Source organism: Limnohabitans planktonicus II-D5 (genome assembly GCF_001270065.2).
Lineage (GTDB): Bacteria > Pseudomonadota > Gammaproteobacteria > Burkholderiales > Burkholderiaceae_C > Limnohabitans_A > Limnohabitans_A planktonicus.
The window spans coordinates 51,194-66,347 of the sequence record NZ_LFYT02000010.1; the positions used below are offsets into that span (position 1 = coordinate 51,194).

Genomic DNA, 15,154 nt, shown 5'->3' on the forward strand with positions numbered 1-15,154 from the left:
AGAGTCCGACGTTGGCGTGCTTGGGCGCTCAACCTGATTCAACTTTGGTGGGCTTTACCCGGCCCCATGTCGGGGTCTTTGACCACCGACCTACGGATACATGGCTCCTGTAGGTCGGCACTCGCAGAGTCCGACGTTTGCGTGCTTGGGTGCTGATCCTGATTCAACTTTGGTGGGATTCACCAGCCCCATGTTGGGGTCTTCGACCGCCGACATACGAATACATAATTCCTGTAGGTCGGCACTCGAAGAGTCCGACGTTTGCGGGCCTGGGCGCTGATCCTGATTCAACTTTGGTGGGCTTCACCAGACCCATGTCGGGGTCTTCGACAGCCGTCATACGAATACATAACTCCTGTAGGTCGGCACTCGAAGAGTCCGACGTTTGTGAGCTTGGGCGCTATCCTGATTCAAGATTTGCGGGATTCACCAGCCCCATGTCGGGGTCTTCGACCACCGACCTGCGAATACACGGCTCTTGTAGGTCGGCACTCGAAGAGTCCGACGTTGGCGTGCTTGGGCGCTGAACCTGATTCAACTTTGGCGGGCCTCACCAGCCCCATGTTGGGGTCTTCGACCGCCGACATACGAATACATAACTCCTGTAGGTCGGCACTCGCAGAGTCCGACGTTTGACTGGTGCGCCCAGGCCCTATGTCGGGGCAGAAGCCATCGAGTTGCGAAGACGTCCTTGTCTCTTTACCAGCCCTGTTGACGAGGGTGTGCCAGAGCATTTGCGGAGGGTTACATCCGGCCTTTCCAAGGCACCAGGCGGCGTTCGACGGCGCGCATGAGCAGGTCAAAACCATAGGCCACCACGCCGATGACGATGATGCCCATGATCACGATGTCGGTGCGCAGGAAGTTCGAGGCGTTGAGCACCATCTGGCCCAGGCCCACATTCGCAGCCACCATTTCTGCGGCCACCAGGGTGCTCCAGCCAAAGCCGATGGCCACCCGCATGCCCACCAGAATTTCCGGCAAGGCGGCGGGCAGCACGACGTGGCGGATCACCTGCGCATAGCTTGCGCCCATGGAGTAGGCCGCATTCATTTGTTCTTGCGAGGCGCTGCGCATGCCCGAGCGTGCGGCCATGGCCAGCGGGGCAAAACAGCTCAAGAAGATCAGCAAGACCTTGGGCAACTCGTCAATGCCAAACCAGATGATGATCAGCGGCAAATAGGCCAGGGGCGGCAGGGGCCGGTACAGCTCGATGGGTGGGTCAAAAATGCCGCGCCAGACCCGCGACATGCCCATGGCGATGCCCACCGGAATGGCCACCAGGCTGGCCAGCAAAAAGGCACCAAACACGCGCAGCATGCTGGCGACAAAGTGTTCCCACAAGGGCTTGTCGTTGGCCGTGCCGGTGATGTATTCATAAAACTGCGTGAACACCGCCTGCGGTGAAGGCAGGAACAGGGGTTTGATCCAGCCCATGGAGGTGGTCAAGGTCCACAGGCCCAGCAGCGCCAGCAGGGTGACCACACTGATGGCGAGGCTGGAGCCCTCGCCGGGGATTTTGAAGGCGCTGGTTTTCAAAGGCGCGCTCGCCTTGTTGGGCTCAGTCATGGGCCGCCTCCCGGTGGTGGATGATGGACAGGACTTCTTCGCGCATGCGGATGAATTCCGGCTCGGACTTGACCCGACGGGCATCGCCGTGGCTCAAAAAAGCGCGTGAGAAAGGCAGGTCTTCAAAGGTGTGGGTGATGCGTCCGGGGCTGGGGCTCATGACGATCAGACGGGTGGCCAGAAACAGCGCTTCTTCAACCGAGTGGGTGATGAAGAAGACCATTTTGTGGGTTTGCGCCCAGGCCTTGAGCAGGATTTCCTGCACCGTCTCGCGGGTGAAAGCGTCCAGCGCGCCCATGGGTTCGTCCATCAGCAGCACGGCCGGGTCGTTGGCCAGGGCGCGGGCAATGCCCACGCGCTGCTGCATGCCACCCGACAATTCGTAGACGCCGCGCTCGGCGTATTTTTCAAGGCCCACCAGGGCCAGTTTGTCCATGGCCACGCGGGCACGTTCGGCGGCAGGCACGCCGCGCAGGCGCAAGCCCAGGGCCACGTTGTCCAGCACATTGAGCCAGGGCATCAAGGCGTGTTTTTGAAACACCACACCCCGGTCGGCGCCTGGCCCGCTCACAGGGCGGCCGTCCAGCAGGATGTCGCCACTGGAAGGCGGCAGGAAACCGGCCAGGCAATTGAGCAAGGTGGTCTTGCCGCAGCCCGAGGCGCCCAGGGCGACCACAAAATCGCCATCGCGCATTTGCAATTGCACGGGTGCCAGGGCTTGTAGGGTGCCGCCCTGGATGGCGTAGTTGACCGTCAGGTCTTTGACTTCAAGTAATGGCATGTGAGACGCAGTCACAGAAAAAAAACAATCCCCCTGCAGCCTGGGCCGCAGGGGGCTGACACAGGCCGACAGCTTTACTGCATGGCTTTCTTGACGTAGACGTCGGTCACAAAGGCCGAGTAGTTCGGCTTGACTTCCTGAATGCGCCCTTGCTCTTTCAGGAAGACGGCCGTGTTGGTCATGGCCTTGGCGGCACCACCACCGAGCCAGGTGGCCGAAATTTGTTCTTGGGCCGTGGGGAATTTGTACAGCGCCATGGCCGCAGGCACATCGGCCGGATTGGCCTTGGTCCACTTGGCCACAGCTTTCACTTGGGGTGAATCAGCAGTCCATTGCGCCTTGTTGGCGCGATAAGCCTCATCCGCCTTGATCAGGGCCTTGACCAGCGCGACCATGAAGCCTTCGTTTTGCACGGCCCATTTGGCATCGACCACCAGACCGTCAAAGGTGGGGTAGCCTTTTTGACCGATGCTGGCCGAAGAGGCAATCGCTTTGCCGTTGCCCTTGATCTTGCTCAGGATCGGGTCCCAGATGAAGGCCGCGTCAATGTCGCCACGCTCCCAGGCGGCCGCGATTTCTGGCGGACGCAGGTTCATCACGTTGACCTTTTTGCTGTCCACGCCTTCGAGCTTCATGCCCACCATCAACTGGTAGTGCGCCGTGGAGACAAAAGGCGTGGCCACTTTTTTGCCGACCAAGTCCTTGATGCTGTTGATGCCAGAACCGTTGCGCGCAATTAGGGCTTCGGCATCACCGATGTCGTCCAGAATCCAGAACAGCTTGAGGTCCTGGCCTTGGCTGGCCGCAGCGGTGAAGGGGCTGGAGCCCGCTTCGCCGATTTGCACGCCGCCTGAAGCCATGGCCTTGATCACGTCGCCGCCACCGCCAAACATGCGCCAGTTGATTTTGTAACCGGTGGCTTTTTCCAGCTCGCCCGACTCCATCACGGTGCGCAAAGGCACCAGCATGTCCTGATGAGCGAAGGTGACTTCTTTGGCTGCCTGGGCGCTGGCCAGACCGGTGAACATCATCAGCGACAAGCCCAGAGCGGGCGTGGCTGAAAGAAGGGATCGACGTGTTGTCATGCTTTGTCTCCTGATGGGTTTTTCAAACGTTGTGTCGTCTGTGCAGACACCATGGCTGGCGTCTGCTGCGGTGAAGTTTGGGGCAGCCGACGGGCAGACACTAGAGCCAGTTGAGGGTCATGTTCAGGGCCAGTTGCTGCATGTTGGACTCATTCATTGGGTGGCCATGCCGAGCCGGAAAGTTAACCATTCCACTCTGAAAACACAAGCATCCATGGCCTGGATGGCGTCGTTCGCACCGACCGATGCCGTCGCACACGTCAGGGTTTTTCCGGGGCCGCTGAGGGCGGTGTTCTTTCCTGTAGGAGCCAGCCCTGCTGGCGATGCGGGCGTTTGCGGGTGATCGCTTGCAGGGCAAGCGCCTACAAAACGTCTTTTGGTTTGTTGTAGGTCGGCGGTCGAAGACCCCGACATGGGGTCTGTGCCGAAGCCTGCAACGTCGGACTCTGCGAGTGCCGACCTGCGAAGCAGCCTGTGGTAGGCCCCAGCCCTGCTGGCGATGCGGGCGTTTGGGGTTTGCGGGTGATCGCTTGCAGGGCAAGCTCCTACAAAATGCATTTTGGTTTTTGTAGGTCGGTGGTCGAAGACCCCGACATGTTGCCTGCGTCGACCCGCTCAACGTCGGACTCTGCGAGTGCCGACCTGCGAAGCAGCCTGTGGTAGGCCCCAGCCCTGCTGGCGATGCGGGCGTTTGGGGTTTGCGGGTGATCGCTTGCAGGGCAAGCTCCTACAAAATGCATTTTGGTTTTTGTAGGTCGGTGGTCGAAGACCCCGACATGGGGTCTGGGCCGAAGCCTGCAACGTCGGACTCTTCGAGTGCCGACCTACGAAGCTGTCTGTTGTAGGACCCAGCCCTGCTGGCGATGCGGGCGCTTGGGGTATGCGGTTCAGGTGGCGCCCCACACTGCATCCATCCAGGAGGGCATGGCTTGGGTCTGCTGGGGTGTGCGCAGCGCAATGGTCAGCACGCGGGCTTGTGCGGGGGTGTGCCGGGCGCGTTGCACGCTGGCGTGGCGGCCTGCGAATTGGATCTCTGACCAGCCGTGTTCGTGGGTGCGCACCCAGCCTTTGAGGCGCATCACCCAGGCGGGCGTTTGTTGCAGCTGTTCGCGCAGCCAGGCGGTGTGAAACACCTGATCGGGGCTGCGGCTGTCGCTGGTGAACAGGTTGGCGTGGTCTGCGCTGTGGTGGTGCCCATGCCCATGCCCATGCCCATGCCCATGCCCATGATCGTGATCGTGATCGTGATCGTGATCGTGATCGTGATCGTGCGTGCAATGGTCGGTGCAAATGTGAGCAGGCTCGTCGTCAGAGGCCGCTGCCGATGCAGGCTCCCAGTCCGTTTGCAGCAAAGCCAGGGGCAACTGCCCGTGCTGGCTGTGCAGGCAGGGCACGGGCCCGACGGTGTCGTGCAGCCAGGTGGTGCACGCCTGAATCTCGTCATCGCAGCACAGATCGGTTTTGTTGAGCACCAGCAGGTCGGCGGCGCGCAGTTGGCGCAGTAGGCTGTCATGCAGCAAGGGGTCGGCGGCGTGCGCACGCACGGCCGCAGCGTCCACCACCACCAGCACGCCATGCAAGCTCAGGCGTTTGTCGGCCAGCGCGATCTGGGCAATGGGCCAGGGGTCGGACACGCCGCTGGCTTCGATGACGATGGCGTCAAAGGGCTGAGGCGTGTCCAGTACCTGCAGCAGGGCCTGGCTCAGGTCGCCGCCAATCTGGCAGCACACGCAACCGTTGCTCAGCGCGATGGTGTCGCTGTTGCTTTTGCTCAGCAGTTCGGCGTCGATGTTGATGGCACCAAAGTCATTGACCAGCACGGCGATGCGCTGGCCTTGCGTTTGCTGCAGCCAGTGCACCAGCAAACTGGTTTTGCCTGCGCCCAGAAAACCGCCGATCACTGTCAGGGGAATGCGGGGCGGTGTCGGGGTGTGGGGCATGGTGGGGGCAGTCGTAGGTCGGTAGCTTTAGCTCCGACATGGGGGCCTCCGGCGAAGGCTTCATGTCGGGGCTAAAGCCGCCGACCTACGAACACTGGCCTGTGGGTTGGTTTCTTTGGGGTCAGCAGATCAGGCCGCTTGCGCTGGGAAAATCTGGCCGCCCAGCACGGTGCCCCAGACCCGGGCGTCCTTGAGTTTTTCACCGCCCAGGGTCAGCGGGTTGTCCAGCAGCACACAAAAGTCGGCGCGTTTGCCCACTTCGATGCTGCCAATTTCGTGGTCCATCTTCAGGGTCCAGGCGGCACCCAGGGTGATGGCGTGCAGGGCTTGCGGCACCGTGAGGCGTTCTTTTTCGCCCAGCACGCGGCCTTTGGGGGTGATGCGGTTGACGGCGCACCAGGCTGTGAACAGCGGGCCCAGCGGCGTGACCGGGGCGTCGGAGTGGATGGCCAGTGGCACCCCGGCGGCCAGGGCGCTGCCGCAGGCATCGAGCCGGTGGGCGCGGTCGGGCCCCATGGTCATTTCGTAATGCTGGTCGCCCCAGTACCACAGGTGGTTGGCAAACAGGTTGGCGCACAGGCCCAGGCTGGCCATGCGCCGGAACATCGGGGCATCGACCATTTGCGCGTGTTGCAGGGTGTGGCGGTGGTCGGTGCGCGGGGCGCGGGCCAGCACGCGTTCCACCGCGTCAATCGCCGCCAGGCTGGCTTCATCGCCGTTGGTGTGGGTGTGGATGTGCAGGCCTGCGCGGTGGTAGATCTCGAAATCGGCCTCGTACTGGCTGGGCGCTGTGACCCAGATGCCGTTGGGTGCGCCGTTGAAGTGGCCGGGCCAGCGCATGCGCGCTGAAAAGCCCTGGATCGAGCCGTCCAGCATCATCTTGACCAGGCCGTAGCGCAGCTTGTCGGTGTTGCGCTTTTTCATCTGGTTGACGTGCTCGGCGCCTTGCGTGGCACCGTGCGTGCCATGAAAAGCCTTGAAGGCGGGCAGGATGCGCACGCAGCATTCGTCTTGGGCCAGGGCCGATTCCAGCACCGCGCAGTCGGCTTCGCTCAGGGTGTTGACCAGGTCGGTGGCGGTGGTCACGCCCTGCATCTTGGCCAGGCGCGCAAAGTTCATCATGCCGGTTTCGTCCATCGGCGACATGAGCCCGGCCGTGCCCACATGGCGCATGACCAGGTGCATGGCAGCGGGTTCCTGCAGCTCGCCATTGGGGTGACCCTTGCGGGGGCCATCCTTGAATTTGACGACGCCTTCGACTTCGATGTCTTCGTCGATCTCGGCGATGCGCAGCATGGGGTTGTTGACGTTCATCAGGTGGCCGTTGGCGTGCGCAATCACGATGGGGCGGGTGCTGCTGGCGCGGTCCAGGTGGTCCACCGTCATGCGCTCGCCGCCAAAATAAATCGGGTCGAACCCCCAGGCCAGCAAAGGCTTGTCGGCCGGTTCACCGCTTTGCTGCATCTTTTGGTCGATTTCGATCAGGCGCTGCACCACGGCTTCCATGGAGCGCAGGCCTTGGACGGTTTGGCCCCAGGGGTTGAGGCGGTCAAACCAGCCCAGGTACTCCAGGTCCCACATGCCGCCTTCCTTCAAGTGGCAGTGGCCCTCGACCAGGCCAGGCATGAGCGTGCAGTCGGCAAAGCGGGTGTCCAGGGTGTAGTCGCCCCACTGGGCCAGTTCGTCCAACTGGCCCACGCCCAGGATGCGGCCATCGCGCACCGCCACATGCGTGGCCGAGGCCTGCATGGGGTTCATGGTGATGATCTCGCGGGCCACATAAATGGTGGTGGTGCTCATGGCAGTTCTCCTCAAAATTATGGCCAGCGCTTTAGCTGATCGTGGGCAAGGGGTAAAGGGCCTGACCGCTGTCGGACACGCGGTGGCAGGCCACATGGTGGCCAGGCAGCACTTCGCGCAGGGGTGGGGGCGCAGCGCGGCAGGCGTCTTCGGCAAAGGGGCAGCGACCGGCAAAACGGCAGCCACTGGGCACATTGAGCGGGCTGGGCGGGTCGCCTTGCAGGCGGATGCGCAGTTTGCGTTTTTGTCCGCGTGCATCCATGGAGGGTGCAGCCGACCACAGAGCCAGCGTGTAGGGGTGCAGCGGCCGCGCAAACAGGCTCTCGCGGGGTGCGCGCTCGACGAATTGCCCCAGGTACATGACGGCAATGTCATCGCACATGTGGCGGATCACGCCCAGGTCGTGCGAGATGAACAGGTAGGTCAGGCCCAGCTCTTTTTGCAGCCTTTGCATCAGGTTCAAAATTTGCGCCTGAATGGCCACGTCGAGCGCTGACACGGGTTCGTCGCACACCAGCAGTTCGGGCCGTCCGGCCAGAGCCCGGGCCAGGGCGATGCGCTGGCGTTGGCCGCCCGAAAACTGGTGCGGAAACAGCTGCATTTGCTCGGGCCGCAGACCGGCTTGCAAGAACAGCGTGCGCGCCAGGTCGTCACGCTCTGCGGGCGTGCCCACGTTCATCAGGTCCAAGGCATCGCGAATGGCCTGACCTGCGCGCACCCGGGGGTTGAGCGAGGCAAACGGGTCTTGAAACACCATTTGAAAGCGTTTGCGCTGCAGCCGCAGGCCTTCGCCTTGCAGTGTGCTGATGGGGGCGTCGCCCAGCGCCACATGGCCTGCAGTTACCGGGGCCAGGCGCATCACGGCCAGGGCGGTGGTGCTTTTGCCCGAGCCGCTTTCGCCCACGATGCCAAAGGTGCGGCCGCGTTCGATGTCAAAACTCACGCCGTCCACGGCTTTGAGCACGGTTTTGGGTTGGAACAAGCCGCTTTTGAGCGGGTAATGCACGCGCAGGTCTCTGACCTGCAGCAAGGTCTCACTCATGCTGGCGCTCCTTGAACTTCGGGGTAGAGCCAACACATGACGCGGTGACCGCTTTGCACCCAGGTGCTGGGTGGCACATGGGTGCGGCAGCGCGGCTGCGCGTGGCTGCAGCGCTCGGCAAAGGTGCAGCCACCTTGTCGTTCCAGCAATGAGGGCACGGTGCCCGGAATTTCTTGCAGGGGCTGACCGTGGCTTTGCGGGTTGCGGCCCGGGGCACAGGCGATCAGGCCCTGGGTGTAGGGGTGGCTGGGGCGCGACAAGATCAGATCGGTGGGGCCTTCTTCCACCATGCGGCCTGCATACATCACGGCCACGCGATCGGTCATCTCGGCCACCGCCCCCATGTCGTGGGTGATCAAGAGCACGGCGGTGCCGGTGCGCTCGCGCATCTCGCTGATGAGGTCAAAAATCTGGGCCTGCACCGTCACGTCGAGTGCCGTGGTGGGTTCGTCTGCAATCAGCACATCGGGCTGGCAGGCCAGGGCCATGGCGATCATGACGCGCTGGCGCATGCCCCCAGAGAACTGGTGCGGGTACTGGTGCACCCGGCGTGTGGCGTCCGGTATGCCCACGGCTTCGAGCATCTCGATGGCTCGCGCCAAAGCGGCCCGGTCATCCAGCCCCTGGTGCAAGCGCACCGATTCCATGATCTGCTCGCCCACGCTGTAGGCGGGGTTTAAAGAGGTCATGGGTTCCTGAAAAATCATGGAGATGCGGTTGCCGCGCACGCGCCGCATCTGTGCTTCGGGCAGTTGCAGCAGATCTTTGCCTTCAAACAGGATCTGGCCGGAGGTGATGCGCCCGGGCGGCTGCGGAATCAGGCGCATCAGGGCCAGGGCGGTGATGCTCTTGCCGCAGCCGGATTCGCCCACCAGACCGAGCGTTTCGCCTCGTCTGAGTTGCAGGTGGATGTCTTCCAGCACATGGGCGGTGCCGCCCCGGGTCTGGAACTCGACGCCCAGGCCGCGCACTTCGAGCAAGGGCGCCGTGTTGGTCGTTGTTTCTGTCATGTCAATGGGGGAGTTCATGCGGGTGTCTTCGGGCTCAGCGCAAATGCATTTTGGGATTGAGCGCGTCGTTGAGGCCATCGCCCACCAGACTGACCGACAACACCGTCAGGAAAATCGCAGCGCCAGGCAGCGTCACCGCCCACCAGCACTCCAGAATGTGGCGGCGGTTGGAGCCGATCATCATGCCCCAGCTCATCACGTTGGGGTCGGACAGGCCCAGAAAGCTCAGGCCCGCCTCAAACAGAATGGCCACGCCCACCACCAAGGTAGCCGAGACGATGAGCGGTGCCATGGCGTTGGGCAGGATTTCGCGCCAGATCAGGCGCCAGTGGCCCGCGCCCATGGTGCGGGCTGCGTTGACGTATTCGAACCCGCGCAATCTGATGAACTCGGCCCGCGTCAAACGCGCTGTGCCGGTCCAGCTGACCATGCCGATGGCGCAGATGACCACGCCCAGGCTGGGCTGAAACAGTGTGACCAGCACCATGGCAAACAGCAAGGCAGGCAGCACCTGAAACAGCTCGGTCAGGCGTGACAGCATGGCGTCGATCCAGCCACCAAAGTACCCGGCCAGCGCGCCTACGGAGATGCCAATGACCACGGTGATGGCGGCCGAGCTGACGCCCACCAGCAGCGTGGCACGGCCACCGATCAGCATGCCTGCCACGATGTCGCGGCCCAGGTAATCACTGCCCAGCCAGTAGCGCGAGTCCACAAACGGTTCATGAAACGGGGGGGCCACAATGCCAAACGGATCGACGGCATACCAAGCGGGGCCGACCAGCATGATGAGCATGATCAGGATGAGCGAGACCAAGCCCAGCATGGCGGCCTTGTTGCCGCGGAACACGCGCCAGGCTTCGCGCCAAGGCGACAGCACGGGCGCAGCCTTGAGTGCCTGTGCTGTTGGTGTGGTGGGGGTGGAAGCGGGTGGGGCAGTCATCATTGGGCACGCAAACGGGGATCAATCCAGCGGTAGCTCAAATCGGTGAGCAGGTTCGCCGTGATCACAAACAGGGAAGAAAAGGTCAGCACGCCCAGCAAGGTGGGGTAGTCGCGCCCGAGGATGGCGTCCAGCGCCAAGGTGCCCAGGCCGGGCCAGGAAAACACGGTCTCCACCAGCACGGCCCCCGAGATCAGGTTGCCAAACTGCAGTCCTGCAATCGTGACGATGGGCATCAGGGCATTGCGCAGGGCATGCTTGAAGACCACCACCGCCCCGTTCAGACCCTTGGCGCGGGCGGTGCGCACATAGTCCGAGCCCAGCACTTCGAGCATGCTGGCACGCGCCAGGCGGCTGTACTGGGCCAGATACACCAAGGTCAGCGTCAGGGCAGGCAAGACCAGATGGTGCAGCACATCCAGGGCTGCGGCCCAGCCAGTGGCACCGTAGTTGCGCACGTCGTACATGCCTGAAATAGGCATCACCGGCCAGACTTTGCCAAACAGGATCACCAACAAAATGCCGGTCCAGAACACCGGCATGGCCAGGCCCGCGAGTGAAAAGACAGTGACCACTGCGCTGGAAAAGCTCTTGGGCTTGAGCGAGGCAAACACCCCCAGCAAGGTGCCCACCGCAATCGCCACCAACAAGGCCGTCAGCACCAACAAGATGGTGGGGCCAATGCGCTCGGCGATCAGGCTGCTGACGGGCTTGTTGTAGGTGTAAGACATGCCCAGGTCACCGCGCACGCTTTTGCCCAAGTAGGTGATGAACTGCTCATGCAGGGGCTTGTCCAGCCCATAGGCCTTCTTGATGCTGTCGATCACGGCCTGGTCACCACCGCCCATTTCACCGGCGATGACACTGGCCGGGTCGCCCGGCGCAGCATGGATCAAGCTGAAGTTGATGGCCAGCACGGCCACCATGAGACCGGCGGCCACAGCCAAGCGGCGAAGGATTGAGAAAAGAATGTTCAAAGTACTGCTTTCAAACGCACCACCCCACCGAGCGCACCCGGGTGGGGTGGGCTCGGTGGGGTGGTCAGGCCAGACAAGCCTTGCGGCATTAGCCTTTCACGCTGGTGTCGGTGATGCCATCGACCAGACCCCAGATGCCAGCAGGGCGGTTTTGCAGCTTGGCGTTGAAGGCCATGTTGAAGTTGAATTCCAACAAGAATGCCACCGGGCACTCGTCCACAACGATTTTTTGCATCTGCGAGTACATGGCCTTGCGCTTGGCCATGACCGGCTCTTTGCCAGCGGCAGCCAGCAACTCGTCCACCTTGGGGTTGCTGTAGTTTTGCGTGTTGGACCAGATGATGCCGGGCTTGATGTTGGAGCTCAGCCAAGTGCGGTGCACGCCGATCACCGGGTCGCCCCAGTTCCAGACCGAGTCGACCGTCATGTCAAACTGGTGTGAGGAGATGCGGCGCGCCCAAGTGGGGAAGTCGGGCGAGGTGCGCACATTGACTTCAATGCCGACTTTGGCCAGCGCCACCTTGGCGTATTCCTGGATCACTTTGCCCTCGGTGGCTCCGGGGATGAAGTCCAGGTCCAGCGTGAGCCGTGTGCCGTTGGCACCGGGTTTGTAGCCCGCATCGTCGAGCAGTTTGGCGGCCTTTTGCAAATTCAGGTCATACTTTTCAACCTGTGGCTCATAGAAGGGGCTGCCCGATGCAATCGGGCCGGTGGAGCGGCCATGCACCTTGCCCAACAGGGTTTCGGTCAGGTATTTTTTGTCCAGCGCAAAGTTGATCGCCTGACGCACCCGCTTGTCGCTGAGCTTGGGGCTCTTGGTGTTGAAGGCCAGCCAGATCAGCGGTCCAATGGCCGGGGCCATTGTGGCCACCGTCACATTCGGACTTTTCTTGGCGCGTTCCAGCAGGCCGGCATCGGTGAGTTCGGAATGGATGTCGATTTCACCGCGTTCGAAGGCCAGCATCATGCTCGACGAATCCTTGAATTCGCGCACGATGATGCGGTCCAGCTTGGGTGCGCCTTTCATAAAAAACTTGTCGAAGCGTTCCATCACGATGAATTCACCCGGCTTGAATTCCACGAGTTTGAAGGGGCCTGAGCCCACCGGGTTGGTGTTGCGTGGGTGGATCTTGACGTCGGTGCCATCGCCAAAGATGTGCTTGGGGATGATGGGTGTCAGCGATGTGGACATGGCCAGCAGCAGCGCCGGATGGGGCTCTGACAGGCGCACCACAGCGGTGTGCGGATCGGAGACGGTCACCGCATTGACCGGCCCATACATGGTCTTGAAGGGGTGGTTGTCGCGGATGGTCTCGATGGAGAACTTCACGTCTTCCGCGGTGATGGGCTTGCCATCGTGGAAAACAGCGTCTTTGCGCAGGTACAGCGTGACGCTGCGGTTGTCGGGCGACAAGTCCCAGCGCTCGGCCAGGTAGGGCTGTGGCTTCCAATTGGCATCCATGCGGATGGGTGATGCAAACAATTGGGCAGAGGGCATCATGGTGGCGATGCCGCTTTGTACGGCCGAATTCAGGTGCCGGGGTTTTTGTGTGGTGCCAATCACCACCACACCCCCTTTGGCAGCTTGTGCCAATGCCTGCATGGGAATGCCCATGATGCTGGCGGCAGAGCCTGCAGCTGCCAATTTTAGAAAGTCTCTTTTGCCCAAGTCTTGCATCTTTAGCTCCTGATGATTTGGATGTTTTGCGTGTTGTTGAATCGATATCTTTATTCAATCAGAAACATATCAAAATGCAAGCGATTCAGTGAGAGCCACACTAGGTAAAACCATAGGGCCAGCACTATCGTTTTCACCTAGCTGAGCCCTCGTCAATCTGTACCTCCCCGTACGTCGGCACCCGCAGAGTCCGACATGCCTTCGCTTCACCGCCACCACGCGCATGAGCGCTTTGCCTCATCACGCCCCGTCGTCGGGGTCTTTGACCAACGACCTACAAAAAAGCCTCTCCCCGTAGGTCGGCACTCGCAGAGTCCGACATGCCTTCGCTTGACCGCCACCACGCGCACGAGCACATTGCCTCATCACGCCCCACCGTCGGGGTCTTTGACCACCGACCTACAAAAATGCCTCTCCCCGTAGGTCTTCGCAGGTCGGCACTCGCAGAGTCCGGCATGCCTTCGCTTGACCGCCACCACTCGCACGAGCACATTGCCTCATCACGCCCCGTCGTCGGGGTCTTCGACCACCGACCTACAAAAATGCCTCTCCCCGTAGGTCGGCACTCGAAGAGTCCGACATGCCTTCGCTTGACCGCCACTACGCGCACGAGCACGTTGCCTCATCACGCCCCACCGTCGGAGTCTTCGACCACCGACCTACAAAAATGCCTCTCCCCGTAGGTCGGCACTCGAAGAGTCCGACATGCCTTCGCTTCACCGCCACCACGCGCACGAGCACATTGCTTCATCACGCCCCGTCGTCGGGGTCTTCGACCACCGACCTACAAAAATGCCTCTCCCCGTAGGTCGGCACTCGCAGAGTCCGACATGCCTTCGCTTGACCGCCACCACGCGCACGAGCGCTTTGCCTCATCACGCCCCGTCGTCGGGGTCTTCGACCACCGACTTCCAACCCGCGCACAAAAAAGGGGAGCCATTGGCTCCCCTGATTGCAAACGCAGCGATGCACTTACATGAGCAGGTGTTCACCTGCGTTGTCACCGCCGAGGGTGACATAGTTCACCTTGCGGATGTCCATGAGCTTGGTGCCTCCGGCATAGCTGATCGAGCTTTGCACGTCTTGCTCCATCTCAATCAGCGTGTTTGCCAGCTTGCCCTTGATAGGCTCCAGAATGCGCTTGCCTTCGACATGCTTGTACTCGCCCTTGTTGAAGTCTGACGCTGAGCCGTAGTACTCCTTGAACAACTCGCCATCGACCTCGACGGTCTTGCCGGGCGACTCTTCGTGGCCCGCAAACAGCGAACCGATCATCACCATGCTCGCGCCAAAGCGGACGCTCTTGGCAATGTCGCCGTGGCTGCGGATGCCGCCATCGGCAATGATCGGCTTGGTCGCCACGCGGGCACACCACTTGAGCGCCGACAACTGCCAGCCGCCGGTGCCAAAACCGGTCTTGAGCTTGGTGATGCAGACCTTGCCGGGGCCCACGCCCACTTTGGTGGCATCAGCACCCCAGTTTTCCAGGTCAATCACGGCTTCGGGTGTGGCCACGTTGCCTGCAATCACAAAACTGCTGGGCAGTTTGGCCTTGATGTAGGCGATCATGTCGCGCACGCTGTCGGCATGTCCATGGGCGATGTCGATGGTGATGAACTCGGGCACCAGGTTATCGGCGGCCAGCTGGTCCACGGTGGCCCGGTCGGGGGCTTTGACGCCCAGCGAAATCGAGGCGTAAACGCCCTTGCCATGCATGTCGCGCACGAACTGGACGTTGTCCAGGTCAAAGCGGTGCATCACGTAAAAGTAGTTGTTTTGCGCCATCCACAGGCAGATGTTTTCATCCACCACCGTCTTCATGTTGGCAGGCACCACCGGCAGGCGGAACTTGCGGCCACCCAGTTCGACGCCAGCGTCACACTCGGAACGGCTTTCCACGCGGCACTTGCGTGGCAGCAACAGGATGTTGTCGTAGTCAAAAATTTCCATGAGAAAACCAAGCTCCAAAAAAGGATTCGTTGAAAGAACGAGTGAGCGCTTGGCCTGGCCGGTTTTCTTGCCCTTTAGAGAGAACCCGTTGCAGGTTCAGGGCAAAAAAAACCGGGCGCAAGAATCTTGGGCCCGGTGGCTGATTCTACTCGTTTGTGTGATCCTGATTTTTCGGCAACGTGTCTATCGGGTGCGTGAAAGCAGCGTGCTCAGCTTTGATGACCTGAGTATGTCAATCTCAAGACGATGGATGGGTCCGAGCCCCCAAACCGATAGCCACGCCGAAGCTCGAAATCTTAATAAGCTTGGGTGATGGCAGGATCGGCGTAGCCCTCTGTGTCATCTGGTGGTGTGCTAACGCCTTCGAGGCCAGTTAATG

Annotated in this window: 11 protein-coding genes; all 11 read right to left on the reverse strand. The window is 61.5% G+C overall.

Translation table 11 applies throughout. From position 1 onward, the window contains the following. Positions 1 to 744: 744 nt before the first annotated feature. Positions 745 to 1,569, reverse strand: coding sequence for an ABC transporter permease subunit (locus H663_RS30240; RefSeq protein WP_053174113.1), 825 nt, complete (start codon positions 1,567 to 1,569; stop codon positions 745 to 747). Continuing rightward, positions 1,562 to 2,350: a taurine ABC transporter ATP-binding protein gene (locus H663_RS30245; protein WP_053174115.1), complete on the reverse strand. Its 789-nt coding sequence runs from the start codon at positions 2,348 to 2,350 to the stop codon at positions 1,562 to 1,564. Before H663_RS30245 ends, H663_RS30240 begins: the two co-directional genes overlap by 8 nt. Positions 2,351 to 2,424: 74 nt before the next feature. Beyond that, positions 2,425 to 3,381 (reverse strand): taurine ABC transporter substrate-binding protein, encoded by a 957-nt coding sequence (gene tauA, locus H663_RS30250; protein ID WP_053174117.1) that lies wholly within the window; start codon positions 3,379 to 3,381, stop codon positions 2,425 to 2,427. 941 nt (positions 3,382 to 4,322) lie between these two features. Next, a complete protein-coding gene (locus H663_RS30260; RefSeq protein ID WP_053174121.1) occupies positions 4,323 to 5,375 on the reverse strand; it encodes a CobW family GTP-binding protein in 1,053 nt (350 codons plus the stop codon). A gap of 129 nt (positions 5,376 to 5,504) precedes the next feature. Further along, positions 5,505 to 7,175 (reverse strand): amidohydrolase, encoded by a 1,671-nt coding sequence (locus tag H663_RS30265; RefSeq protein WP_053174123.1) that lies wholly within the window; start codon positions 7,173 to 7,175, stop codon positions 5,505 to 5,507. A 31-nt stretch (positions 7,176 to 7,206) separates the two neighbouring features. Further along, positions 7,207 to 8,217, reverse strand: a complete 1,011-nt coding sequence (locus tag H663_RS30270; protein WP_053174125.1) for an ABC transporter ATP-binding protein — start codon at positions 8,215 to 8,217, stop codon at positions 7,207 to 7,209. Further along, positions 8,214 to 9,245 carry an ABC transporter ATP-binding protein gene (locus H663_RS30275; protein WP_240620483.1) on the reverse strand — a complete coding sequence of 344 codons (1,032 nt, stop codon included), beginning with the start codon at positions 9,243 to 9,245 and terminating at the stop codon, positions 8,214 to 8,216. The genes H663_RS30270 and H663_RS30275 overlap by 4 nt, the downstream gene beginning before the upstream one ends. A gap of 16 nt (positions 9,246 to 9,261) precedes the next feature. Further along, positions 9,262 to 10,170 (reverse strand): ABC transporter permease, encoded by a 909-nt coding sequence (locus tag H663_RS30280; protein WP_116695852.1) that lies wholly within the window; start codon positions 10,168 to 10,170, stop codon positions 9,262 to 9,264. Further along, on the reverse strand, positions 10,170 to 11,147 hold the full coding sequence (locus H663_RS30285) for an ABC transporter permease (RefSeq protein ID WP_116695851.1): 978 nt from the start codon (positions 11,145 to 11,147) through the stop codon (positions 10,170 to 10,172). The genes H663_RS30280 and H663_RS30285 overlap by 1 nt, the downstream gene beginning before the upstream one ends. A gap of 88 nt (positions 11,148 to 11,235) precedes the next feature. Continuing rightward, entirely contained in the window at positions 11,236 to 12,825 is a 1,590-nt protein-coding gene (locus H663_RS30290; protein WP_053174129.1) for an ABC transporter substrate-binding protein, read from the reverse strand. A 972-nt stretch (positions 12,826 to 13,797) separates the two neighbouring features. Next, the gene (locus H663_RS30295) at positions 13,798 to 14,775 is read right to left on the reverse strand and encodes a GMP reductase (RefSeq protein ID WP_053174131.1); all 978 of its coding nucleotides are present in this window, start codon (positions 14,773 to 14,775) and stop codon (positions 13,798 to 13,800) included. Positions 14,776 to 15,154: the final 379 nt, after the last annotated feature.

Excerpts from the sequence above, each read along its gene's own strand:
- H663_RS30240 (WP_053174113.1), bottom strand. The coding sequence starts at position 1,569 with ATGACTGAGCCCAACAAGGCGAGCGCGCCTTTGAAAACCAGCGCCTTC.
- H663_RS30245 (WP_053174115.1), bottom strand. The coding sequence starts at position 2,350 with ATGCCATTACTTGAAGTCAAAGACCTGACGGTCAACTACGCCATCCAG.
- tauA (WP_053174117.1), bottom strand. The coding sequence starts at position 3,381 with ATGATGTTCACCGGTCTGGCCAGCGCCCAGGCAGCCAAAGAAGTCACC.
- H663_RS30260 (WP_053174121.1), bottom strand. The coding sequence starts at position 5,375 with ATGCCCCACACCCCGACACCGCCCCGCATTCCCCTGACAGTGATCGGC.
- H663_RS30265 (WP_053174123.1), bottom strand. The coding sequence starts at position 7,175 with ATGAGCACCACCACCATTTATGTGGCCCGCGAGATCATCACCATGAAC.
- H663_RS30270 (WP_053174125.1), bottom strand. The coding sequence starts at position 8,217 with ATGAGTGAGACCTTGCTGCAGGTCAGAGACCTGCGCGTGCATTACCCG.
- H663_RS30275 (WP_240620483.1), bottom strand. The coding sequence starts at position 9,245 with ATGAACTCCCCCATTGACATGACAGAAACAACGACCAACACGGCGCCC.
- H663_RS30280 (WP_116695852.1), bottom strand. The coding sequence starts at position 10,170 with ATGACTGCCCCACCCGCTTCCACCCCCACCACACCAACAGCACAGGCA.
- H663_RS30290 (WP_053174129.1), bottom strand. The coding sequence starts at position 12,825 with ATGCAAGACTTGGGCAAAAGAGACTTTCTAAAATTGGCAGCTGCAGGC.
- H663_RS30295 (WP_053174131.1), bottom strand. The coding sequence starts at position 14,775 with ATGGAAATTTTTGACTACGACAACATCCTGTTGCTGCCACGCAAGTGC.